A 21,223-nucleotide genomic window follows, 5' to 3' on the forward strand; every position below is an offset into this window, starting at 1 on the left:
CGTGAAAGGTGATTAACGAAACGTTATCGTCATGGTGCTAACAGAACTCGACCCACCATGCGGCTGACACGGATGATCCCTTTGCAATCGGACGGTTCGGTATCGATCGCGGGACGATCCCCCCGGCTTGACACGGAGGGCGTCGAAGCCGTCGTCACCTTGCCGACCTTCAAGCGGCCGGACCAGGTCCTGCAAACGCTGGCGTCGCTGCGGGCACAGCAGACCGGCAGGCGCTTTGCCGTCATCGTCATGGAGAACGAGGCCGAGGCGCGTGCCGGCGCCCAGGCGTCGCTGCCGCTGTTCGAGCGCGGCGACATACCGGGCATGGTGATCATCGCGCATCAGCGCGGCAATTGCAGCGCCTACAATGCCGGCTGGCAGACGGCGATCCTGCATTTCCCGAATTTCAGGCACCTGCTGGTCATCGACGATGACGAGATAGCCGATCCGCACTGGCTGGAACGGATGTGCGCGGCGGCCGAGAGCCTTGGCGCCGATGTTGTCGGCGGTCCGCAAGTGCCCGACTTCGCCGATCCCGCCCATGCGCGCTGGGCCAAGCATCCGGTCTTCGCGCCGCCCTACCGCAAGACGGGCCTCGTGCCGGCGCTCTATTCGTCCGGCAATCTCCTAGTGGGGCGCAACGTGCTTACCGCCATGGGGCCGCCGTTCCTCGACCTGAAATTCAATTTCATGGGCGGCGGCGATTCCGACTTCCTGAGCCGGGCGGCGCAGCGCGGCTTCGTGCTTGGCTGGTGCGCCGAGGCCAGCGTAACCGAGACAGTCCCGGCCCGGCGGGTCGAGGCCGACTGGATCCGCGCCCGCAGCCTGCGCAACGGCGTGATCTCGACGCTGGTCGAAAAGAAGAAACGCGCCGGCACCCCGCTGGCCGGCGTCAAGGTGTTGCTGAAGAGCCTGGCCCTGCTTGCCGCCTCGCCATTTCGCGGCGCCGCCAGGCTTGCACGGACAGGATCGCCGGCGGCCGCCATCTACCCTGTCCATGTGGCGCTGGGCCGCGTGCTGGCCGAATTCGGATATGCCAATGAGCAATACCGCCAGCCTGAAAAGAACTGAGCGCGCGCCGCTCAGCGCCGCGTTCACACGCGACGGCGTGGCAACCGCGATCGCGGCGCTGCTGTTCACCGTCATCCTGATATCCTTCCGCCCGTTCCAGCCCGCGGGCGCGGAACTCACCGGCGAAGGCGGCGACATCGTCAACCAGCTCGGCTTCGGCTCGCTCGGCGCCGTTTCCATCTTTTCGCTGATGGCGTTCGCCGAGCCGCGCATCGTGCGTTCGCTGCTCAGCCCTTCCTGGATGCTGATGCTGGGTTTCTTCTTCCTGTCGGTGGTGCTGGCGACAGACCCGCCCTCGGCGATGCGCGCCGCCTCCTTCACCATGATCGGCATCCTGACCATGGCGACCGTCCTTGTGCTGCCGCGCGATGCGGACTCCTTCTCGAAGGTCATCATCTTCACCGCGGTGGCCGTCATGGGCCTGTCCTATCTCGGCCTCATCGTCTTTCCGCACGAGGCAATGCACACGGCCGATTCGCAGGAACCCGAACATGCCGGCCTGTGGCGCGGCGTCTTCACCCACAAGAACATCGCCGGCCCGGTCATGGCCTGCTTCAGTTTCGCCGGCCTCTATCTCTTCCGGCGCGGGCAGCGGTTCTGGGGCGCCGGAATTTTCTTCGCGGCGATGGTGTTCATGCTGCACACCGGATCCAAGACCACGGCCGGCCTGGTGCCGTTCTCGATCCTGATCGTCATGTTTCCAAGCATCGTCGGCATGCGGCTCGGCACGCCGATCCTGTTCGCGCTGGCGATCGTCGCTACCGCGGTCGGCACGCTGGGCATCGTTTTCCTGCCGCCGGTGAAACAGCTGGCGGCGATCTATTTCCCCGGCCTGACCTATACCGGGCGCACCACGCTCTGGGAGTTCGCCGGCGAGATGCTGGCGAAGAAACCGTGGACCGGCTACGGCTATGAGAGCTTCTGGGGAACGCCGCTGCTGCTCAACCAGGATCAGCCCTTCGACCGGCCGTGGGATATCAGGACCATCGTGCACGGCCATGACGGTTATCTCGACATCGCGGTGCTGATGGGCATTCCGGCGCTTTGCGTGGCGGTCTACACTTTCCTGATCGCCCCTTTGCGCGACTACATGCGCATTCCCTTGCGCAAGGAAAACATCTATCTCGGCGACTTCTTCATGATGGTGGTGCTGTTCGCCGCGCTCAACGCCTTCCTCGAAAGCTTCTTCTTTCATCGCGGCGATCCGGTGTGGCTGTTCTTCGTGCTCGGTGTGCTTGGGCTCAGACAAGTTTCGCTGCGTCCGGTCGCGCTGCGCAACGCCGGTCGTGGCGCGCGATTGGGCCACTCCACCTGACAGGGCTTCCCCGTTGATCCGCGAGCGTTTATGTGAAGCCTTTCCTCGGAGGGCTTTCGATGACGATCAGGCTTGTTCTCGCCGGCTGCGGCAATATGGGTTACGCCATGCTCTCGGGCTGGCTGAAATCCGGCAAGCTTGCACCGTCGTCCGTTTTCGTGGTCGAGCCCAATGCCGACCTGCGCCAGCGCGCGGCCGCACTCGGATGCGGAACGGCTGCCGACGCCACCGATATCCCGGCCGGTGCCGTGCCTGATCTCATCGTCATCGCCGTGAAGCCCCAGGTGATCCGCGACGTCACCGCCGCTTACAAACGTTTCGGCGAAGGGCGCACCACCTTCGTCAGCATTGCCGCGGGCACGCCGGTCGCCACCTTCGAGGAAATCCTGGGCGACCGCGCGCCTGTTGTGCGCTGCATGCCCAACACGCCTGCTTCCATTGGCAAGGGCATGATGGTGGTGTTTTCCAATCCGCTGGTTTCCGACGACACCAAGCGTTTCGTCGCCGACCTCTTGTCGGCCAGCGGCGAAGTGGCCACCATCGACGAGGAGGGACTGATGGATGCGGTGACCGCCGTGTCGGGATCGGGGCCGGCCTATATCTTCCATTTCATCGAAGCGCTGACCGTCGCCGCCGAGAAGGCGGGCCTGCCGGCGGCGACCGCCAGGCTGCTCGCCATGCAGACCGTCTATGGTGCCGCCTCCCTCGCCGCCGAAAGCGGCGAGGAGCCGGGCCTGCTGCGCCAGCAGGTGACCAGCCCGAACGGCACGACGGCGGCGGCGCTTGGTGTGCTGATGGGCGAGGACCGGTTGACCAATCTCCTCACGCAAGCGGTGGAAGCGGCGCGGCTGCGGTCGATCGAACTGGGGAAATAGAGCAGACTCCCTAGGCCAGATCGGTATGCGAGAAGTCGTTGCCTTTGTAGAGCAGAGCAGAGCCACGACTCTTTGCGCATGCATAGGACAGGCAATCGGCCAGGTTGAGTTGGGCGGGATGCCCGCGTCCTTTTCCATAGTCTGAAAAAGCTTGGACCGCGAGCTTGGCGTCGCCGGCGTCGATCGGAACGATTTCGATTTCGGACTCGCGCAGAAAAGCCTCTATCGCCACTTCAGCGACAAGCGGCTCAACGGCCAGCATAGTTGAAAGCCGCATAGCCGCTTCGAGCACCACCAACGCGGAAGTAATTTTGCGAGGTGCTACCGCGATGCGGTTGCTCCACTCGCCAGCATCTCCCTCTCCCGAAAGAATTGCGACGACCACCGAGGTGTCGACAAACATCAAGAGTGGCCCCACATCTCATCGATCTCATCCTTGTCTACGGGCCGGCCGCCATGACCAGCTCTGGCTTTGAGTTCATCAGCGATGGCAGCCAGCCGCTGCGCCAACGGAGCGCGTCCACTTTCCCGTTTCAGTTCGGACTCAAGAGCTTCGATCACCGCCTCGGTCATCGAAATCTTGCGTTTGGCGGCGAGCCGCTGTGCCAGCTCACGTGCACGCGGGTCCCTGATCTGGAGGTTCATTGGTCGATCCTCAGCGTCATCTGCCATTACAATATAGTGCATCTGTCATGACAGCGCCACAACGGGCTTATTTTTCGTACAGCATCTCATCCTGCAGCCGGCGCAGAGCGAACAGTCTCGTCGCCCGGTCGGGTGCGGCGTTGTCGGCCGTCAACAGCTCGCCTTTCCTCACCGGTTTCAGCACCTTGCCGCCCTCGAGTAGGCCGACCGGCACGGCACGCCGGGCGCGAGCGTCTTCGACGGTCATCGTCCAGGAGCGATAGCAGGTCTCGCCGATCGCATCGAAGGTTTCGCCGGCGGCCAGATCCCGCTTGGCGACGGCGCATACCTCGGCGACCGGCCTTGGCAGCGGCACCATGTCGGGCTTGCCGAAGAGCACGATGCGGGCCGCCGTCAGCGGCACTTCCAGCGAGGTCAAATGGTAGGGTCGGAACAGGCTGTAATAGGGACCGTGGCCGATATGCAGGTCGTCCATGCGCTCGACGATGCGCGGGTGGGTCGCCTCGACGATGACGAAGACACCGGGTGCGACACCCTTGCCGATGGTGTAGTCGACAACGCCCTTTTTCGTGAGCAGCCCGCCATGCTCGCGCGGAATGAGCACCTTGACGAGGTCGTCGCGGTCGGCCTTCGGGCCGCGCATGCCGGGCACGTCGGGCACCAGCCCGGTGGCGTTGGCGATGGCGCACATCTCGACCATGGTTTTCGAACCGTCGACGAACTCGACCAGCATGCGCGGGTTCATGTTGCGGCGGATCGCTTCCTCGCGATAGTCGTCGGGCACGGCATCGTGGTTAAGCGGGTTGTTCTTGCCCTTGCCGGCCGAGACGATGGTCAAGTCCAGTGCGGAGGCGAACTCGATCAGCTCCATGCAGCTCGAGGGCTCGTCTCCGGCGCCGACCGAATAGACGACGCCGAGGCGATCTGCCTGCTGCTTGAGATAGCAGCCGATGGTGACGTCGGCCTCGACATTCATCATCACCAGATGCTTGCCATGCTGCATCGCCATCAGGTCGAAGTCGGCGGCGACGCCGGGCTTGCCGGTGGCGTCGATGACGACGTCGATCAGCGGATTGGTGACCAGCATCTCGTTGGAGGTGATGGCGATCTTTCCCGACTCGATCGCCGCGGTGACTTTCGAAGCGGTATCGGCTTCGACGGCCATCGCTTCGTCACCATAGGCGATGCGGACCGCTTCGCGCGCCGTATGCGGACGTCTTGTCGAGACCGCGCAGACCGAAATGCCGGGCATCAGCATGCCTTGCGTGACCAGATCGGTGCCCATTTCGCCCGAACCGATGACGCCGATGCGTACCGGGCGGCCCTCGGCGGCACGGCTGGCGAGATCGCGGGCGAGCCCGGTCAAGGCGACATTGGTCATGCGGGGATGTCCACAGCTTCCTGGTTCGCGTCGGATTAGCAGGGAATAGCTCCTCCTTGCCAACGAAACTGGCCTCGGCCCGTCAATTTCCCATGAAATCGCGCAGGACAGATGCGCTCGCCACGGTTCGGTTGGCCCAAAGACTGGGCTCCGAACTCGGCGACAAAGACCTGACGACTGCCAGTCCGCTGTGCCGGCAGTTTCTCCTGATAGGAATTTTTTCTTGACTGGGTGAGGGCAACTATGCTACATATTTGCCCATGGTGCTGAGTTGCGCCAAGGGCCCGCCGCACAGGCGGGTTTTTCCGTTCAATGGTCCGTCAAGAGCGCACAGGCGAAGGCTCCGTCAGCCCGGATGCCTTGGGTTCAAAGACTTGCCAATTGACATTGCCTTGAACTGCCTCAATAAAACATTCGTTCGCCAGCGAAGGCAAATGTTCATCCCGCATCACCGAGCGGGACGCATTCCGCCTCGCGGGCAGAACGGGGAGTGCCTTTGCGCCGAGGTTGGCGGCAAAGGCGTTGGAGGTCAACGGGGCATCATTTCGAACCCGGGGGTCGGGCTCGGTGCTCCAGGGGAGGACAAATGGATACTATTCTTGCGGGCCTCAAAGGGGCCATCGACACGCTCGGCGCAACAGTGCTGCTGCCGATCGTCATTTTCATCATAGCCGTCGTTCTGGGCGCAAAGGTCAGCAAGGCTTTTCGCGCCGCGGTCACCATCGGCGTCGCCTTCATCGGCATCAACCTCGTGCTTGGCCTGATGTTCACGTCGATCGGCGACGTCGCCAAGGCCATCGTCACCAACACCGGCATTCATCGCGACATCATCGATGTCGGCTGGCCGTCGGCGGCCGCCATCGCCTTCGGCTCGTCGGTCGGCCTGTGGGTCATCCCCGTCGGCATCCTGGTCAACATCGTGCTGTTGCTGACGCGCATGACGCGCACGCTCAATGTCGACGTCTGGAACTTCTGGCACTTCGCCTTTGTCGGCTCGCTGGTCGTGGCGGCGACCGACAATCTGGCCTACGGCATCGCCATCGCGGCATTGGTCGCGGCACTGTCGCTGCTGTTCGCCGACTGGTCGGCGCGCGCAGTGCAGCAGTTCTACGGCGTGCCCGGCATTTCGGTGCCGCACCTGGCTTCCGCGCAGATCCTGCCGATCGCCATCATCCTGAACTGGATCATGGACCGCATTCCCGGCATCAACCGCATCAACATCAACACCGAGACGATCGAGCGCCGGTTCGGCGTGTTCGGCGAACCTGTCGTGCTCGGCTTGATCATCGGCCTCGTGCTCGGCGCCATCGCCTTCTACAATGCCGGCGATCTCGGCACGGTGCTCGCCAAGGTGCTGGGCACCGGCATGACCCTGGCAGCCGTCATGCTGCTTTTGCCGCGCATGGTGAAGATCCTGATGGAGGGCCTGATCCCGGTCTCCGACGCGGCGCAGGAATTCGTGCGCAAGCGCACCGGCGACCGCGAGCTTCTGGTCGGCCTGGACTCCGCCATCCTGATCGGTCATCCCGCCGCGATCTCGTCATCGCTGATCCTTGTGCCGATCGCGATCATCCTGTCGGTGATCCTGCCGGGCAACCGCGTCATCCTGTTCGCCGACTTGGCGGTCATTCCCTTCATCGTCGCCATGACCGCGCCATTGGTCAAAGGCAATGTGTTCCGCATGGTGGTGATCGGCACGGTGACGCTGGCGATCGGCTTCTACGTCGCCAACGCGCTGGCGCCGCTGTTCACAAGTGCTGCCGTCGCCTCGGGCTTCAAGCTGCCGGCAGACGCGCTGCAGATCACCTCCGTCGTCGACGGCTTCCTGTGGGTGCCCTATGTGATCATCGAGGCGATCCAGGGACTTGGCCTTACCGGCATCGTCGTGATCGCCGTGGTCATCGCGGCACTGTTCGTCCTCTATCGTCGCAACACGCTCGGCTGGGAGCGGGCAGCGGGCGCCGAGGACGAGCCGGCCGAAGGCACGGCCTGAGCCTCGTCGCGCCTGACGTTTGAAATGATGGTGCGCCCTCCCCGGGCGCACGATTTTGCCGACGGAGCAAAAACATGTCTGACAGCCTCATGCAGCTTCTGGACCCCGAAGCGATCGTGCTCGGATCCGATGCCTCGACCAATGAGCAGATCATCCGCATCCTGGCCGGCCGGCTCGAGACGCTCGGCTATGTCAAGAACTCCTATGCCGACGCGGTCGTGCGTCGCGAGTTGACCATCCCGACAGGACTGCCGCTGGAGCGCGCCGACAATGTCGCGGTGCCGCACACCGATCCCGAACATGTCCTGAAGCCCGGGATCGCTTTGGGCACATTGAAGCACCCCGTCGTCTTCGCCAACATGGAAGACCCCGACGAGAAGCTGCCGGTCGGCTTCGTCTTCCTGCTTGCCATCAATGACAAGGACAAGCAGATTGAAGCGCTGCAGGCCGTTATGGCCACCATCCAGAATCCAGATGCATTGGACGGCCTGAGGTCGGCCACGACGCTAGACGACGTTCGGGCCGTGCTCGGCTGAACAAGGAGAAGCAAGAGATGTCCAGACAGAAAACAATTCTCTTTGCCTGCGGCACGGGCATAGCCACCTCAACCGCGGTCAACGTCGCCGTCACCGAGGCGATGAAGCAGCGCGGCCTGACCTTCAACGCCCAGCAGGCCAAGGCGACCGAAGTGCCGGGGCTGGCCGACAGCGTCGACTTCATCGTCGCCACGACGCCGATCTCGGCTTCGGTGACCAAGCCGGTCATCAAGGGCCTCGCCTTCCTCACCGGCATCGGCAAGGACAAGGTGCTCGACGAGATCGAGGCGCAACTGCGCAAGTAGGCCGCGGCACGCGCTCGGTTTCAGGTCACCCTGACGTAGCTCGTCATGCCCGACTTCTGATGCTCGATGATGTGGCAGTGCAGCAGCCAGTCGCCGGGGTTGTCGGCGACGAAGGCGAGGCTCACCTTCTCGTTGGGCTGGATGAGATAGGTGTCTGAAATCAGCGGCTGCACGGGCCGAGTCGAGGATGACAGCACTTTGAAGCTCATGCCGTGCAAATGCATCGGATGCGATTGCGGCGTCAGGTTCTCCATGTCGATGACATAGCTCCTGCCAAGCTTCAATTCGGCCAGCGGCGCGGTCGGATCCGGCGTGTCACCCGGCCACGGCACCTTGTTGATGGCCCAGAAACTGTAGCCGAGCGAACCGCATATGCCGTCGCTCGCAATGTTCTCGGCCGTGGCGCTGAGCGCCAGCGAAATATGCTGGGCAGCGGAGAGATCGACCTCCGCCACCGGATTGGCCTCCAGCGGCGCGACATCACGAATGTCGCGCTTCAGCGAGCTGCCAGCCGCACGCAAGGTAGCCAGCACCTTGGGCTTGGTGCCCCTGACGTCCCGCAGGCTCACGACCGCGCCCTCCGCGTCAGGCATGCGGATGGCGAGTTCCATGCGCTGTCCCGGGCCAAGCAGCAAGGCATCGGGCGAAAAACGCTGCGGCACCGGATTGCCATCCAGCGCGATCACCGTCGCCTCCGCGCCGTCGACGCGAAAGGCATGGATGCGCGTCACGTCGGTGATGGCGACGCGCAGCCGCACCAGCCCGCCGGCTGGCGCGTCATAGTGCGGCTGGTCGAGCCAGTTGGCCGTGCGCACCGTGCCATAGGTGCCGGTTCTCGCGGCATCCCGCGGCCGGAACTGATCGATGAACTGGCCATCGTCGCCGAGGCGCCAGTCGCGCAGATTCAGGACGATTTCGGCATCGAATTTCGGATCACCGGGATTTTCGACCACGATGACGCCGGTCAGGCCGTGCCCCATCTGCTCCAGCGTGTTGCAATGCGGGTGGTACCAGAAGGTGCCGGCATCGGGCGGCGTGAAGGCGTAGTCGAAATGATCGCCGGTATAGACATAGGGCTGGACCAGGAACGGAACGCCGTCCATCCTGTTGGGGACCCGAACGCCGTGCCAATGGATCGTCGTCGGGTCGTCGATCGCGTTGACGAGCCGGGCGGCGAAGGGCTCGCCCTTTTTCATCCTCAGCACCGGCGGCATTCCGGCGCTGCCATATGTCAGCACGTCCCGGGTCGGGCCGACCTCCATCAGCGTGGCCTGGATCCTGGCCGTCCGCAGCACCACCGGCTCGGGCGTGGCGACGGCCCAGCCGCCAAGCCTCCCCATCGCCGCGAGCCCGCCCGCACCGGCAACCGCGGCCGATTTCAGAAGTCGACGGCGTGTGATCAAGCTCATGCTGCGCTCCAGCGGGAAAACCCTCGGAATCGCCGACTTGAATCACGATCGGACGGCCAGCGCAAATGCCGATATCGGCATTTGCGTCTCGATGAAGCCGCGGCCAGCACCGTCTGCGCGGACGGCGCTTCGCCCTGCGACTCTGATCGGGACGACGGCCGCGCCAGGTCATGCTTCAAGGCACTGACCGGAGCGGACTCGCCCGGGTCGCCAATGCCGATGTTTTCAACCGTCCGATCGGGCGGGTGGGTAGCGGAAGGGCGTCAAGCGGTCGCCCCCTATGGGCAGGCGCTCGTCGCGGAGGAAAGCAAGCAGGCCGATTTGCTCCCGCCATGAAAGCGCGACGAGAACCAACCTTGCGCGAAATCTCGGATTCAGGTGCCCGATGCGCCTTTTTTTTGCCCATTCGTGCCGCAAGGGCTTAAGAATGGGATGGATGGCGCTGAAAATGTCGGGCAGTCTGGTGCTGCGAGAGAGGATTGAACTCTCGACCTCTCCCTTACCAAGGGAGTGCTCTACCACTGAGCTACCGCAGCCGCTGATGGCGGGGCTTCTGCCATATCGAACCGGCAAGCGCAAGGCCAAGTGCAAAGCATCTGTGAAAGCCTTTGCCGGATACGTTTTGATGACATGGCCGCGCCACAATGTTGGTTATGCCTGAATAGCGGCCTGGCCGGCCGCCGGCTAGGACGGGACGATGAACGATAAGACAATTCCACCGAAAAAGGGCGGCACCGGCCGCAAGGACCGCCTGGCCGAGCAGCTGCGCGCGAATCTGCTGAAACGCAAGGCGCAGTCGCGCTCGCGGCGCGCCGGCGACGCTGACAAGCGGCCGGACGGGGTCGGCGCGGCGAAGGAAATACAAAAAGATTAACTCAAATCCGCCACTCTTGGGTCGGGTGCCAGGAAATCCTATTTCTTGAACCAGCTCGGCCGATGGTCTAGACGGGCCGATACTCAAACGATTGAAACCGGCTTTCAGGGCCGAGGGGATAGTCTTCATGGATCGCATCAGAATTGTCGGCGGCAACAAGCTCGCCGGAAGCATTCCGATCTCGGGCGCGAAAAACGCCGCCCTGCCGCTGATGATCGCGTCGCTTCTGACAGACGACACGCTGACGCTCGAAAACGTGCCGCATCTGGCCGATGTCGAGCAGCTGATCCGCATCCTGGGCAATCACGGCGTCGATTATTCGGTCAACGGACGCCGCGAAAAGCAGAATGAAGGCTATTCGCGCACCATCAATTTTTCCGCCCGCAACATCGTCGACACGACGGCCCCCTACGAGCTGGTGTCGAAGATGCGCGCTTCGTTCTGGGTCATCGGCCCGCTGCTGGCCCGCACGGGCGAGGCCAAGGTGTCGCTTCCGGGCGGTTGCGCCATCGGCACGCGGCCGGTCGACCTGTTCCTGGAAGGCCTGCAGGCGCTGGGCGCCGACATCGACGTCGACACCGGCTACGTTATCGCCAAGACCAGGAACGGCCGCCTCGTCGGCAACCGTTACGTCTTTCCGAAAGTGTCGGTCGGCGCCACCCATGTGCTGATGATGGCGGCGTCGCTCGCCAAGGGCGAGACGGTGCTTGAGAACGCCGCCTGCGAGCCCGAGATCGTCAACCTCGCCGAATGCCTCAATGCCATGGGCGCCAGGATTTCCGGCGCCGGCACGCCAACCATCACCATCGACGGCGTCGAGGCGCTGTCGGGCGCGCGCGTGCGCGTCATCCCGGACCGGATCGAGACCGGAACCTATGCCATGGCCGTCGCCATGACCGGCGGCGACGTCGTGCTCGAGGGCGCGCGTCCCGATTTGCTACAGACCGCGCTGGACGTGATCTCGCAGACGGGCGCCGAGATCACGCCGACCAATTCCGGCATCCGCGTCAAGCGCAACGGCGCCGGCATTTCACCGGTCGACGTGACGACGGCGCCCTTCCCGGCCTTCCCCACCGATCTACAGGCGCAGTTCATGGGGCTGATGACCATGGCCAAGGGCAAGTCGCGCATCACCGAGACGATCTTCGAAAACCGCTTCATGCATGTGCAGGAACTCGCGCGCCTGGGCGCCCACATCACGCTTTCGGGCCAGACGGCGATCGTCGACGGCGTGCCGAAATTGAAGGGCGCGCCTGTCATGGCGACCGACCTTCGCGCTTCCGTTTCGCTGGTCATTGCCGGCCTGGCGGCCGAAGGCGAAACCACGGTCAACCGCGTCTATCATCTCGACCGCGGCTTCGAGCGGCTGGAGGAAAAGCTGTCCAATTGCGGCGCGGTGATCGAACGGATCTCGGCTTAGGCCGATCCCCGCCCGCCTCACGGCTGCGCGGACCGGAACGACCTCCGGATTCCTGCTTGAGCATGATCTTTTCCGAAAAGCGGTTTCCACTTTTCGGGATCATGCTCTAACAGAAGGCTGAACAGTCAATTTTCAGGTGCGAAATCCGCATGAACGGCCTCAAGCTTATCGCCCTCGACGACCAGGACCTGAGCATCGTCTCCGCCCACGTCCAGGACGCCGTGATGAAAGTCTCGGACCTTGAATACCTTCCCGCGGCCAAGCGTTTCGTGCTGACCATGAACCGTTTCGTCTGGGAGGCCAAATCGGGCTTCTTTCGCCAGCACAACGAACGGCGCCAGGCCGTGCTGCATTTCGATCGGGTTCTGGGCGCCAAGACCAGCGGCATAGCCCGCGACAAGCCGGCCGAAGTGCTGTCGCTGCTGGCGATCAGCTTCATCGAGATCAGCAAGCCGGCCGGCATCGTCGAGCTGATCTTTTCCGGAGGCGGCGCGATCATGCTCGATGTCGAATGCATCGAGGCCCGCCTTGCCGATGTCGGCGGCGCGTGGGAAGCCACGTCGCGTCCCGTGCACAGGGCTTGAGCGATGGCCATCACGCTTCGTCAGTCCGACGCCGATTTCGAACAGCGTTTCGCCGCTTTCCTCACCACTAAGAGGGAAGTGTCGGCCGATGTCGACGCGGCCGTGCGCCAGATCATCGCGCGCGTGCGCGCCGACGGCGACGCCGCCCTCGTCGATTTTACCAGACGCTTCGACCGGGCCGACCTCAGGGAACTTGGCATTGCCGTGTCGAAGGACGAGATCGCCCGCGCCTATGCCGCTTGCGACCACCAGACGATCGAGGCACTCGAATTCGCGCGCGACCGCATCCGCGCCTACCACGAGCGGCAGCGGCCGAAGGACGACCGCTTTACCGATGCCGCGGGCGTCGAGCTCGGCTGGCGCTGGACTGCGGTCGAGGCGGTCGGGCTTTACGTGCCGGGCGGTACTGCGAGCTATCCCAGTTCGGTGCTGATGAACGCCATACCGGCCAAGGTCGCCGGCGTAGAGCGCATCGTCATGGTGGTGCCGGCACCCGGCGGCGTCATCAATCCGCTTGTGCTGGTGGCGGCCGACCTTGCCGGCGTGCCGGAAATCTATCGCGTCGGCGGCGCCCAGGCGATCGCTGCCCTGGCCTATGGCACCGAGACGATCAAGCCGGTCGCCAAGATCGTCGGCCCTGGCAATGCCTATGTCGCGGCGGCCAAGCGCCAGGTGTTCGGCACCGTCGGCATCGACATGATCGCCGGCCCCTCGGAAGTGCTGGTCGTGGCCGACGGCGACAATGATCCCGACTGGATCGCCGCCGATCTCCTGGCCCAGGCCGAACATGACGCGTCCGCGCAGTCGATCCTGATCACCGACGATCCGGCCTTTGGCAAGGCGGTGGAGGAGGCGGTCGAACGGCAGCTGCCAAACCTGCCACGGGCGGAGACGGCAGCGGCGAGTTGGCGCGATTTCGGCGCGGTGATCGAGGTTGCGGCGATCGAGGCGGCGCTGCCGCTGGTCGACCGTATCGCGGCCGAGCATGTCGAACTGGCAATCGACGATGCCGAGGGTTTCCTGTCGCGGATGCACAATGCCGGTGCCGTGTTTCTCGGCCGCCATACGCCGGAAGCCATCGGCGACTATGTCGGCGGTTCCAACCACGTGCTGCCGACGGCACGCTCGGCGCGTTTCTCGTCAGGCCTTTCGGTACTCGATTTCGTCAAGCGCACCTCGATCCTGAAGCTCGGGCCCGAGCAATTGCGCGCGCTGGCGCCCGCCGCGATCGCGCTGGCCAAGGCCGAAGGGCTCGACGCGCATGGACGCTCCGTCGCTATCCGGCTGAACATGTAGGCGCCATGTCGGGCTCCGATCAAACCCGTGCGAGGCTGATCGATGTCGAACTCGATGAATCGATCGGCCGTTCGACGCCCGACGTCGAGCACGAACGCGCGGTGGCGATCTTCGACCTGATCGAGGAGAACAGTTTTCAACCGGTCAACGACAGCGGCGCCGGCCCCTACCGGCTGAAGCTGTCGCTGGCCGAGTCCCGCCTGGTTTTCGCCGTGACGCGCGACGACGGTTCCGCCGTGGTCACCCATATCCTGTCGCTGACGCCGCTCAGGCGCATCGTCAAGGACTACTACATGATCTGCGAAAGCTATTACGACGCCATTCGCTCCTCGACGCCGAGCCATATCGAGGCGATCGACATGGGTCGCCGCGGCCTGCACAACGAGGGTTCGCAGACGTTGATGGACCGGCTCGCCGGCAAGATCGACATCGATTTCGACACGGCGCGCCGGCTGTTCACGCTGGTCTGCGTGCTCCATTGGCGGGGTTAACCCCTGACCGCCGACGCACCGCCCCGTTCGATCCTGTTCCTGTGCGGCATGAATGCCGTGCGCTCGCCGATGGCCGAGCTGTTGGCGCGGCGCATGCTGCCGGCCAGCACCTTCGTCGCCTCCGCGGGCGTGCGCAGCGGCGAGCGTGACCCGTTCGTCGATGCCGTACTTGCCGAGGAAGGCCTGTCGCTGGGCGAGCGCCATCCAAGGACGATGGACGAGCTGGAAGACGACTATTTCGATCTCATCGTCACGCTCGCGCCGGAGGCGCACCATGCCGCGCTGGAGCTCACCCGCTCGCTCGCCGTCGAGGTCGAATACTGGCCGACGCCGGATCCAACCGGCGCCAGCGGCACGCGCGAGCAGATCATCGCGGCCTATCGCGATGTGCGTGAACGGCTGAAGTTGCGCATAGGCCGACGTTTTTTGCTTCCAGAAGCAAAAAACGCGACGGATTAAGCGTGTTCACAAGCCGACGATTATCATATAGGTTCCGCCGAATTTCCGGCTAGAGTCGGATGCGGTTGGGTCTCTTCGACCTGACAGCTTCCGACTCTAGATCAAAGAAGTAGAGCATGATGTCGTCCGAAAACCGCTTCATACTTTTCGGCATCATGCTCTAAACGCCGGGAAACCATCCAAGCAAAGGTATCGAATGCCGAAGGAAGAAGTCCTCGAGTTTCCGGGTGTCGTCACGGAACTGCTGCCCAACGCCATGTTCCGGGTGAAACTCGAAAACGAACACGAAATCATAGCCCATACGGCCGGCCGCATGCGCAAGAACCGCATCCGCGTGCTGACCGGCGACAAGGTCCTGGTCGAGATGACGCCCTACGACCTGACCAAGGGCCGCATCACCTATCGTTTCAAGTAAGATCAAGGCCGACTGGTCCGCGATGAGCATTTTGCTGAAGCTGGTGCTTGCCTCGGGTTCGCCGCGCCGCATCGAACTCCTGCAGCAGGCCGGCATCGAACCGGACCGCATATTGCCCGCCGACATCGACGAGACGCCGCTGCGTGCCGAGCATCCGCGCTCGCTGGCCAAAAGGCTGTCGAAGGAAAAGGCCGAAAAGGCATTTGCCTCACTGAAGTCGGAAACCGACTACGCGCCGGCCTTGGTGCTGGCCGCCGACACGGTGGTCGCTGTCGGGCGGCGCATCCTGCCCAAGGCCGAGACGCTCGATGATGCCGCCAACTGCCTCGGACTGCTGTCGGGGCGTTCGCACCGGGTCTATTCCGGCATCTGCCTGATCACGCCCGGCGGCAAACTGCGCCAGCGGCTGGTCGAGACGCGGGTGCGGTTCAAGCGGCTGCCGCGCGAGGAGATCGACGCCTATGTCGCATCGGGAGAATGGCGCGGCAAGGCCGGCGGCTATGCCGTACAGGGGCTTGCGGGCGCTTTCGTCGTCAAGCTGGTCGGCTCCTACACCAATGTCGTCGGCTTGCCGCTTTACGAGACCGTAGCGTTGCTTTCGGGCGAAGGCTTCAAGGTCCATCACAACTGGTCCTCGGCGCGGCCATGAGCGCGGACGACAAGGTGACGCCGCTGCGGCCAAGGCGCCCCTGCCCCGAATGCGGCAAGCCTTCGGCGCGCGAGACCTACCCGTTCTGCTCCAAGCGCTGCAAGGACATCGACCTCAACCGCTGGCTGAAGGGCGCCTATGTCATCAAAGCCCGCGACGACGAGGAAGAACCCGACGCCGACGAGCCGAAATAAGCTAAGAGCGACGCTTGATCAGGCGGCTTGGATCTTGCGGCTCACGCGCGCCCAGGCCGGCAGCCAGTCGCCGTGAGCGGCAAGAAGCTCGTCCACCAGTGACCATATCTGGTCGAGGTCGAGCTCGGCTGCCGTGTGCGGATCCATCATCGCCGCATGATAGATGTGTTCCCGGTTCTCGCTCGTCAGCGCCCGCACCGTCAGTTCCTGCACGTTGATGTTGGTGCGGATCAGCGCCGTCAATTGCGGCGGCAGGTCGCCGATGTAAGTCGGCTGGATGCCGGAGGCGTCGACCAGGCACGGCACCTCGGCGGCGCACTCGCGGGGCAGCGAGGTGATGCAGCCATTGTTGCGAACATTGCCGTAGATCACCGACGGCTCGCCGGTCCAGACCGAATTCATGATCGAGGAGGCATATTCCTTCGACTGCTCGACCTCGATGCGCTCGGCCGAACGATAGGCTTCCGCCTGTCCCTGCCAACGCTCGATCTGCTCGATGCAGCGCTTGGGATATTCATCCAGCGGGATACCGTATTTCTCGATCAGGTCGGGACGGCCGCTCTTGATGAAATAGGGCGTGTATTCGGCGAAATGTTCGGAGCTTTCGGTGACGAAATAGCCGAGCCGGGTCAGCATCTCGTAACGCACCTTGTTGGGGCAGCGCGGATTCCAGCCGGGCTTGGGCGCGCGGCCATCGCGATAGGCGCGCAGGAGATCCGGGTAGAGGTCGCGGTAGGAGCCGTCGGCCTGGCGGTGCTCGAACTTCAGGTAGAAGGCCATGTGGTTGATGCCGGCGGAGCGATAGCGGATGTCCTCGTAGGGAAGATCGAGATCGTGCGCCAGTTCCATCGCGGTGCCCTGCACCGAGTGGCAGAGGCCGACCTGCCTGATCTCTGGATATTTCTCCGATATCGCCCAGGTGTTGATCGCCATCGGGTTGACGTATTGCAGCATGATCGCCTCGGGGCAGACGGCGAGCATGTCCTCGCAGATCTTCCACAGATGCGGCACGGTCCTCAGGCCTCGCATGATGCCGCCGATGCCGAGCGTGTCGGCTATGGTCTGGCGCAGGCCATATTTCTTCGGCACTTCAAAGTCGGTGACGGTGCAGGGCTCGTAGCCGCCGATCTGGAAGGCGACGACGACGAAATCGGCACCGGCCAGCGCCTTGCGCTGGTCGGAATAGGTCTCCGCTTTCGCCTTCACGCCGAGCGTCGCGATCAGCTTGTTGACGACGACGGCACTCTCTTCCAGCCGCTGCGGATCGATGTCCATCAGCGCGATCGTCGCGCCCGAAAGCGCCGGCCGCTGCAGCACGTCGCCGACGATGTTCTTCATGAACACGGTCGAGCCGGCGCCGATGAAAGTGATCCTGGGATGTCTTGCCACGCTAACCTCCGGCATGTGTTCAGGCCACGTCGAAAGCGGCCCGGACGAGCCGTTCGGTGTAGGCGGTCTTGGGATTGGTGAGGACCTCGTCGACAGGTCCCTGTTCGACGATCTTGCCGTGCTGCATGACGATGACGCGGTGGCACAGAGCGCGAACCACCTTGAGATCGTGCGAGATGAAGAGATAACTCAGGCCGCGCTCGTCCTGCAGCTTGCGCAAGAGATCGATGATCTGCGCCTGGACGGAGAGGTCGAGCGCTGATGTCGGTTCGTCGAGCAGGATGAATTCCGGTTCCAACGCGATGGCTCGGGCAATCGCGATGCGCTGCCGCTGTCCGCCGGAGAACTCGTGCGGAAATCGCGAAAGGATGTCGCCCGGCATGCCGGCGCTTACCAGCGCCTCGCGCACCCGCTCGACCCGCTCGCGCCGCGTCGCCCCGATGCCGTTGACGATCAGCCCTTCCTCGATGATCTGCCCGATCGTCATGCGCGGGTTGAGCGAGGAGAACGGATCCTGGAAGACGACCTGCATGCGCGATCGCAGCGGCCGCATCTCGGCCCGTGACAGCCCATGGATCGGCTGGCCGTCGAAACGGATCTCGCCGCGCTTGGCATCGATCAACCTGAGCAGGCACTGGCCGAATGTGGTCTTGCCGGAGCCGGATTCGCCGACCAGTCCCAGTGTTTCGTGGCGGCAAAGCTTGAGATCGAGATCGTCGACGGCGACCAGCTCGCGCCAGTCGGGTTTGAGGAAGGTGCCGTGACGCAGCATGAAGCAGACGCGCACCCCGTTCGCTTCGAGGATGGTGCCGGAGCCCTCCGGCAGCGGTTGTGGCCGCCCGCGCGGTTCGGAGGCGAGCAGTCGTTGCGTATAGGGATGCTGGGGATCGGAGAACAGACGTTCGGTGACGTTATGCTCCCGCATCTCGCCATGCTGCATGACATAGACGTAGTCGGAGAATTTGCGCACGACCGTGAGGTCATGGGTGATCAGGATCACCGCCATGCGCAGCTCTTTCTGCAGATTGCGGATCAGGTTCAGGATCTGTGCCTGGACGGTGACGTCGAGCGCCGTCGTCGGTTCGTCGGCGATCAGCACGTCGGGATCGTTGGCCAGCGCCATGGCGATCATCACGCGCTGGCGCTGGCCGCCCGAGAGCTGATGCGGATATTGCTTGAGCCGCGCGACGGGATCCGGGATCTGGACATGCTGCAGGAGTTCGAGCGCCCGTGCCCAGGCTTGCCGCCGGCCGACCTTGCGATGAACCCTGATCGCCTCGACGATCTGGCTGCCGATCGTATAGATCGGATTGAGCGAGCTCATCGGCTCCTGGAAGATCATCGAGATGCGGTTGCCGCGCAGCTTGCGCCGGGCGCTTTCGGGGAACTTCAGGATGTCCTGCCCATCATAACAGACGGTCGATCTCGGCGACACGGTGGCGCGCCGGGACAGCAATCCCATGACGGTGCGCGCCGTCACCGATTTGCCGGAACCGGATTCGCCGACGATGGCGATCGTCTCGCCGCGATAGAGCTGGAACGAGACGTCCTTGACCGCCTCGACCGTGCCGTGCTCGACCTTGAAGACGACCTCGATGTTGCGGGCATCGATGACGGGTTCTCCCTGGCGTCCGTCATGGTCGTGCCGGACGGAAGGTGCGAAAGGTTCGGAGAGCGCGAGCGTCATCCCAGCCACCTCAGTAAGGATCGACGGCGTCGCGCAGGCCGTCGCCCAGCGCGTTGAAGGCAAAGACGGTGACCAGCACGAAACCGACCGGCGACAGTATCCACGGATAGGTGCCTATGACGGAGTAGGTCGCGGTGTCCTGCAGCATCAGCCCCCAGGAGATCAGTGGCGGCTTCACCGCAAAGCCGAGAAAACCGAGGAAGGATTCGAGCAGCACAACGGTCGGGATCGCCAACGTCACCGCGACGATCACATGGCTCATCACATTGGGGAAAATGTGCTGCATGATGATGCGCCGGTCGGTGGCGCCCACCGCCATGGCGGCGCGTACGTATTCAATGCGCGCAAGCGCCAGCGTCTTGCCGCGCACCTCGCGCGACATCTGCGCCCAGCCCAGCGCCGACATGACGATGATGACGAAGGCGAGGAAGACGTTGGTGGGCGCGGTGACCGGGATCAGCGTCGTCAGCGCCAGATAGAGCGGCAGCTGCGGGAAGGCCAGCACGAGGTCGACGAAGCGCTGCATCCAGACATCGAACCGACCGCCGAAATAGCCGGAAGCCATGCCGACCGTAGTGCCGATGACGGTGATGATGAAGACCACCGTCAGCGCGATCATCAGCGAGACTCGCGAGCCGTGGATGGCGCGCGAGAGCACGTCGCGTCCAAACTTGTCGGTGCCGAGGAAATGCACCGGCTGGCCGTCCATCGAACCGAAGAAATGCCGGTTCGCCGCAATGAGCCCGAAGAGCCTGTAGGGCGCGCCCTCGACGAAGAAGCCGAGCAGTCTTGGATGATCATAGTCGGGACCGACGATGGGCTGGAAGGTGACCGGATCGAGATCCGCCGAATCCGCCAGCGCATAGACCCTGGGCCGGGCGACGAAATTGCCGTCCCTGTCGTGGAAAATAGGGGTTTGCGGCGGCGCGAAGGCGACATCGGTCACCTTCGGGTCCATCGGCGCCAGGAACTCGGCGAATACCGCCATGAGGATCAGCAGCACGACGAGCCAGAACCCCGCCATGCCGGTCCAGGAGCGCTTCAGCCGGCGCCAGACGAGCGCGGTGTAGCTCTCGTTGCCGCGCGCGGGTCTCTCGACGGGTCCTTCGGCCGGCAGCGGCGGTGGCGATGTATCGCGGGCCAACATCTAGCTCTCCCCGAACTGGCGCACGCGCGGATCGAGCAGGACCAGCAACATGTCGGCGATGATGTTGCCGACGATCAGCGTCGCCGACAGCACCATCATGAAAGTGGCGGTGACATAGACGTCGCCGACCGCCATCGAGCCGACGATCGCCGGGCCGACGGTCGGCAGCGCGAAGATGATCGCCGTCTCGATTTCGCCGGTCAGCATGTAGGGCAGCACCACGCCCTGATACATGACCAGCGGATGCAGCGCATTGGGCACGGCGTGTCGCATGACGACGGCGCTGCCGGTCAGCCCCTTGGCTCTGGCCGTCTCGACATATTGCGCATTCAGCGTGTCGAGCAGATTGCCGCGCATGACGCGCATGTTGTAGGCGAGCCCGCCGAAGGTGGCGATCGCGACCACCGGCCAGACATGCTTGACCAGATCGACGAACTTGGCCCACGACCATGGCGCACCGCCATATTGCGGCGAGAAGAAGCTGCCTATCTCCGAGACGTTGAACTGGAAGACCAGGAGATAGACGATGATCAGCGCCATCAGGAAGCGCGGCACCGTCATGCCGAGGAAGGAAATGGCCGAAAGTGTCGAGTCGATCCAGGTGTATTGCCTGGTTGCCGCCCAGATGCCGAAGGTGATGCCGAGCACCGAGGCGAGCAGATGGCACACAAGCGCCAGGATGAGGGTGCGCGGCAGGCGCTCGCCCACGACGTCGGCTACCGGCTTGTTGTAGTAGAGGCTGTAGCCGAAATCGCCGCGGGTGACGATGCCGCCGATCCAGTTGAGATACTGGACGGGCAGCGGCTTATCGAGGCCATGTTCGATCCGGTAGGCGTTGGCCTGAGCGTCGGCTTCGGCGAAGGAAGCGCCTCCCTGGTTGATCAGCTGCGAGCGGATGTAGTCGGCATAGTCGCCGGGCGGTGCCTGGATGATGGCGAAGGTGACGAGGCTCAGTATGGCAAGGACCGGGATTGCCGACGCTATGCGCATGAGCAGAAATCGCAGCATGGACGGTCGCTTCCTCGTCTTGCCGATCGCGTCTTTTTGGTGCGTTCGGAGGTTGCCTTTGTCCGGCCGCGCCAGCGGCG

Annotated in this window: 23 protein-coding genes and 1 tRNA gene; 15 read left to right on the plus strand and 9 right to left on the minus strand. The window is 63.8% G+C overall.

Going from position 1 to position 21,223, the window contains the following annotated elements:
• The first annotated feature begins 72 nt into the window (after window positions 1-72).
• The 3 genes from FJ942_RS07795 to proC are packed head-to-tail and all read left to right on the plus strand — an operon-like array spanning window position 73 to window position 3,261.
• A complete protein-coding gene (locus tag FJ942_RS07795; RefSeq protein ID WP_140897447.1) occupies window positions 73-1,071 on the plus strand; it encodes a glycosyltransferase in 999 nt (332 codons plus the stop codon).
• Window positions 1,040-2,386 carry an O-antigen ligase gene (locus FJ942_RS07800; RefSeq protein ID WP_140897448.1) on the plus strand — a complete coding sequence of 449 codons (1,347 nt, stop codon included), beginning with the start codon at window positions 1,040-1,042 and terminating at the stop codon, window positions 2,384-2,386. Before FJ942_RS07795 ends, FJ942_RS07800 begins: the two co-directional genes overlap by 32 nt.
• Window positions 2,387-2,445: 59 nt before the next feature.
• Window positions 2,446-3,261, plus strand: a complete 816-nt coding sequence (gene proC / locus FJ942_RS07805; RefSeq protein ID WP_140501067.1) for a pyrroline-5-carboxylate reductase — start codon at window positions 2,446-2,448, stop codon at window positions 3,259-3,261.
• A gap of 10 nt (window positions 3,262-3,271) precedes the next feature.
• Here the strand turns inward: proC and FJ942_RS07810 are convergent, their stop codons facing one another.
• The 3 genes from FJ942_RS07810 to FJ942_RS07820 all read right to left on the minus strand — a co-directional run bounded on the left by FJ942_RS07810 (window position 3,272) and on the right by FJ942_RS07820 (window position 5,287).
• The gene (locus FJ942_RS07810) at window positions 3,272-3,664 is read right to left on the minus strand and encodes a type II toxin-antitoxin system VapC family toxin (protein ID WP_140501065.1); all 393 of its coding nucleotides are present in this window, start codon (window positions 3,662-3,664) and stop codon (window positions 3,272-3,274) included.
• Window positions 3,664-3,906: a type II toxin-antitoxin system VapB family antitoxin gene (locus FJ942_RS07815; RefSeq protein ID WP_140501063.1), complete on the minus strand. Its 243-nt coding sequence runs from the start codon at window positions 3,904-3,906 to the stop codon at window positions 3,664-3,666. The genes FJ942_RS07810 and FJ942_RS07815 overlap by 1 nt, the downstream gene beginning before the upstream one ends.
• 67 nt (window positions 3,907-3,973) lie before the next feature.
• Window positions 3,974-5,287 (minus strand): NAD(P)H-dependent oxidoreductase, encoded by a 1,314-nt coding sequence (locus FJ942_RS07820; protein WP_140897449.1) that lies wholly within the window; start codon window positions 5,285-5,287, stop codon window positions 3,974-3,976.
• Window positions 5,288-5,873: 586 nt separating this feature from the next.
• Here FJ942_RS07820 and FJ942_RS07825 point away from each other — a divergent pair.
• The 3 genes from FJ942_RS07825 to FJ942_RS07835 all read left to right on the plus strand — a co-directional run bounded on the left by FJ942_RS07825 (window position 5,874) and on the right by FJ942_RS07835 (window position 8,121).
• A complete protein-coding gene (locus FJ942_RS07825; protein ID WP_140501059.1) occupies window positions 5,874-7,280 on the plus strand; it encodes a PTS transporter subunit IIC in 1,407 nt (468 codons plus the stop codon).
• 74 nt (window positions 7,281-7,354) lie between these two features.
• Window positions 7,355-7,816 carry a PTS sugar transporter subunit IIA gene (locus FJ942_RS07830; protein ID WP_140897450.1) on the plus strand — a complete coding sequence of 154 codons (462 nt, stop codon included), beginning with the start codon at window positions 7,355-7,357 and terminating at the stop codon, window positions 7,814-7,816.
• A 17-nt stretch (window positions 7,817-7,833) separates the two neighbouring features.
• Window positions 7,834-8,121: a PTS sugar transporter subunit IIB gene (locus tag FJ942_RS07835; protein WP_140513359.1), complete on the plus strand. Its 288-nt coding sequence runs from the start codon at window positions 7,834-7,836 to the stop codon at window positions 8,119-8,121.
• Window positions 8,122-8,141: 20 nt separating this feature from the next.
• On the opposite strand, the gene FJ942_RS07840 is transcribed toward FJ942_RS07835, so the two are convergent.
• Together FJ942_RS07840 and FJ942_RS07845 are read right to left on the minus strand one after the other, a co-directional pair.
• The gene (locus FJ942_RS07840) at window positions 8,142-9,530 is read right to left on the minus strand and encodes a multicopper oxidase family protein (protein ID WP_140897451.1); all 1,389 of its coding nucleotides are present in this window, start codon (window positions 9,528-9,530) and stop codon (window positions 8,142-8,144) included.
• A 461-nt stretch (window positions 9,531-9,991) separates the two neighbouring features.
• Window positions 9,992-10,066, minus strand: a tRNA-Thr gene (locus FJ942_RS07845).
• 161 nt (window positions 10,067-10,227) lie between these two features.
• On the opposite strand from FJ942_RS07845, the gene FJ942_RS07850 reads away from it, so the two are divergent.
• The 9 genes from FJ942_RS07850 (at window position 10,228) to yacG (ending at window position 15,912) form a co-directional block, all read left to right on the plus strand.
• The gene (locus FJ942_RS07850) at window positions 10,228-10,404 is read left to right on the plus strand and encodes a hypothetical protein (RefSeq protein WP_140897452.1); all 177 of its coding nucleotides are present in this window, start codon (window positions 10,228-10,230) and stop codon (window positions 10,402-10,404) included.
• A 127-nt stretch (window positions 10,405-10,531) separates the two neighbouring features.
• The gene (murA, locus tag FJ942_RS07855; protein ID WP_140897453.1) at window positions 10,532-11,824 is read left to right on the plus strand and encodes a UDP-N-acetylglucosamine 1-carboxyvinyltransferase; all 1,293 of its coding nucleotides are present in this window, start codon (window positions 10,532-10,534) and stop codon (window positions 11,822-11,824) included.
• A gap of 149 nt (window positions 11,825-11,973) precedes the next feature.
• Window positions 11,974-12,408, plus strand: a complete 435-nt coding sequence (locus tag FJ942_RS07860; RefSeq protein WP_140501047.1) for a DUF2948 family protein — start codon at window positions 11,974-11,976, stop codon at window positions 12,406-12,408.
• Between the two features lie 3 nt (window positions 12,409-12,411).
• Window positions 12,412-13,704 carry a histidinol dehydrogenase gene (gene hisD, locus FJ942_RS07865; protein WP_140525560.1) on the plus strand — a complete coding sequence of 431 codons (1,293 nt, stop codon included), beginning with the start codon at window positions 12,412-12,414 and terminating at the stop codon, window positions 13,702-13,704.
• 5 nt (window positions 13,705-13,709) lie between these two features.
• On the plus strand, window positions 13,710-14,195 hold the full coding sequence (locus FJ942_RS07870) for a UPF0262 family protein (protein ID WP_140501043.1): 486 nt from the start codon (window positions 13,710-13,712) through the stop codon (window positions 14,193-14,195).
• A 48-nt stretch (window positions 14,196-14,243) separates the two neighbouring features.
• Complete coding sequence (locus FJ942_RS07875) at window positions 14,244-14,654, plus strand: low molecular weight phosphatase family protein (RefSeq protein ID WP_140501041.1); 411 nt, start codon at window positions 14,244-14,246, stop codon at window positions 14,652-14,654.
• 196 nt (window positions 14,655-14,850) lie between these two features.
• Window positions 14,851-15,069, plus strand: a complete 219-nt coding sequence (gene infA / locus FJ942_RS07880; RefSeq protein WP_006200926.1) for a translation initiation factor IF-1 — start codon at window positions 14,851-14,853, stop codon at window positions 15,067-15,069.
• 22 nt (window positions 15,070-15,091) lie between these two features.
• Window positions 15,092-15,718 carry a Maf-like protein gene (locus FJ942_RS07885; RefSeq protein ID WP_140513345.1) on the plus strand — a complete coding sequence of 209 codons (627 nt, stop codon included), beginning with the start codon at window positions 15,092-15,094 and terminating at the stop codon, window positions 15,716-15,718.
• The gene (yacG, locus tag FJ942_RS07890) at window positions 15,715-15,912 is read left to right on the plus strand and encodes a DNA gyrase inhibitor YacG (RefSeq protein WP_140501037.1); all 198 of its coding nucleotides are present in this window, start codon (window positions 15,715-15,717) and stop codon (window positions 15,910-15,912) included. Before FJ942_RS07885 ends, yacG begins: the two co-directional genes overlap by 4 nt.
• Window positions 15,913-15,930: 18 nt before the next feature.
• Here yacG and FJ942_RS07895 read toward each other — a convergent pair whose 3' ends face one another.
• The 4 genes from FJ942_RS07895 to FJ942_RS07910 are packed head-to-tail and all read right to left on the minus strand — an operon-like array spanning window position 15,931 to window position 21,143.
• The gene (locus FJ942_RS07895; RefSeq protein ID WP_140897454.1) at window positions 15,931-17,301 is read right to left on the minus strand and encodes an alpha-glucosidase/alpha-galactosidase; all 1,371 of its coding nucleotides are present in this window, start codon (window positions 17,299-17,301) and stop codon (window positions 15,931-15,933) included.
• A gap of 19 nt (window positions 17,302-17,320) precedes the next feature.
• Window positions 17,321-18,988 (minus strand): ABC transporter ATP-binding protein, encoded by a 1,668-nt coding sequence (locus FJ942_RS07900; RefSeq protein WP_140625613.1) that lies wholly within the window; start codon window positions 18,986-18,988, stop codon window positions 17,321-17,323.
• A 10-nt stretch (window positions 18,989-18,998) separates the two neighbouring features.
• On the minus strand, window positions 18,999-20,135 hold the full coding sequence (locus FJ942_RS07905; protein ID WP_140686536.1) for an ABC transporter permease: 1,137 nt from the start codon (window positions 20,133-20,135) through the stop codon (window positions 18,999-19,001).
• A complete protein-coding gene (locus FJ942_RS07910; RefSeq protein ID WP_140686535.1) occupies window positions 20,136-21,143 on the minus strand; it encodes an ABC transporter permease in 1,008 nt (335 codons plus the stop codon).
• Window positions 21,144-21,223 lie beyond the last annotated feature (80 nt).

The sequence above is a fragment of the Mesorhizobium sp. B2-4-2 genome, assembly GCF_006442845.1.
GTDB lineage: Bacteria > Pseudomonadota > Alphaproteobacteria > Rhizobiales > Rhizobiaceae > Mesorhizobium.

Coding starts and splice junctions, on each gene's coding strand:
- FJ942_RS07830 (WP_140897450.1), top strand. CDS start 7,355: ATGTCTGACAGCCTCATGCAGCTTCTGGACCCCGAAGCGATCGTGCTC.
- FJ942_RS07810 (WP_140501065.1), bottom strand. CDS start 3,664: ATGTTTGTCGACACCTCGGTGGTCGTCGCAATTCTTTCGGGAGAGGGA.
- FJ942_RS07900 (WP_140625613.1), bottom strand. CDS start 18,988: ATGACGCTCGCGCTCTCCGAACCTTTCGCACCTTCCGTCCGGCACGAC.
- FJ942_RS07835 (WP_140513359.1), top strand. CDS start 7,834: ATGTCCAGACAGAAAACAATTCTCTTTGCCTGCGGCACGGGCATAGCC.
- infA (WP_006200926.1), top strand. CDS start 14,851: ATGCCGAAGGAAGAAGTCCTCGAGTTTCCGGGTGTCGTCACGGAACTG.
- FJ942_RS07825 (WP_140501059.1), top strand. CDS start 5,874: ATGGATACTATTCTTGCGGGCCTCAAAGGGGCCATCGACACGCTCGGC.
- murA (WP_140897453.1), top strand. CDS start 10,532: ATGGATCGCATCAGAATTGTCGGCGGCAACAAGCTCGCCGGAAGCATT.
- yacG (WP_140501037.1), top strand. CDS start 15,715: ATGAGCGCGGACGACAAGGTGACGCCGCTGCGGCCAAGGCGCCCCTGC.
- FJ942_RS07800 (WP_140897448.1), top strand. CDS start 1,040: ATGAGCAATACCGCCAGCCTGAAAAGAACTGAGCGCGCGCCGCTCAGC.
- FJ942_RS07875 (WP_140501041.1), top strand. CDS start 14,244: ATGAATGCCGTGCGCTCGCCGATGGCCGAGCTGTTGGCGCGGCGCATG.
- FJ942_RS07815 (WP_140501063.1), bottom strand. CDS start 3,906: ATGAACCTCCAGATCAGGGACCCGCGTGCACGTGAGCTGGCACAGCGG.
- FJ942_RS07840 (WP_140897451.1), bottom strand. CDS start 9,530: ATGAGCTTGATCACACGCCGTCGACTTCTGAAATCGGCCGCGGTTGCC.
- FJ942_RS07860 (WP_140501047.1), top strand. CDS start 11,974: ATGAACGGCCTCAAGCTTATCGCCCTCGACGACCAGGACCTGAGCATC.
- hisD (WP_140525560.1), top strand. CDS start 12,412: ATGGCCATCACGCTTCGTCAGTCCGACGCCGATTTCGAACAGCGTTTC.
- FJ942_RS07850 (WP_140897452.1), top strand. CDS start 10,228: ATGAACGATAAGACAATTCCACCGAAAAAGGGCGGCACCGGCCGCAAG.
- FJ942_RS07905 (WP_140686536.1), bottom strand. CDS start 20,135: ATGTTGGCCCGCGATACATCGCCACCGCCGCTGCCGGCCGAAGGACCC.
- FJ942_RS07870 (WP_140501043.1), top strand. CDS start 13,710: ATGTCGGGCTCCGATCAAACCCGTGCGAGGCTGATCGATGTCGAACTC.
- FJ942_RS07820 (WP_140897449.1), bottom strand. CDS start 5,287: ATGACCAATGTCGCCTTGACCGGGCTCGCCCGCGATCTCGCCAGCCGT.
- FJ942_RS07910 (WP_140686535.1), bottom strand. CDS start 21,143: ATGCTGCGATTTCTGCTCATGCGCATAGCGTCGGCAATCCCGGTCCTT.
- FJ942_RS07885 (WP_140513345.1), top strand. CDS start 15,092: ATGAGCATTTTGCTGAAGCTGGTGCTTGCCTCGGGTTCGCCGCGCCGC.
- FJ942_RS07795 (WP_140897447.1), top strand. CDS start 73: ATGATCCCTTTGCAATCGGACGGTTCGGTATCGATCGCGGGACGATCC.
- proC (WP_140501067.1), top strand. CDS start 2,446: ATGACGATCAGGCTTGTTCTCGCCGGCTGCGGCAATATGGGTTACGCC.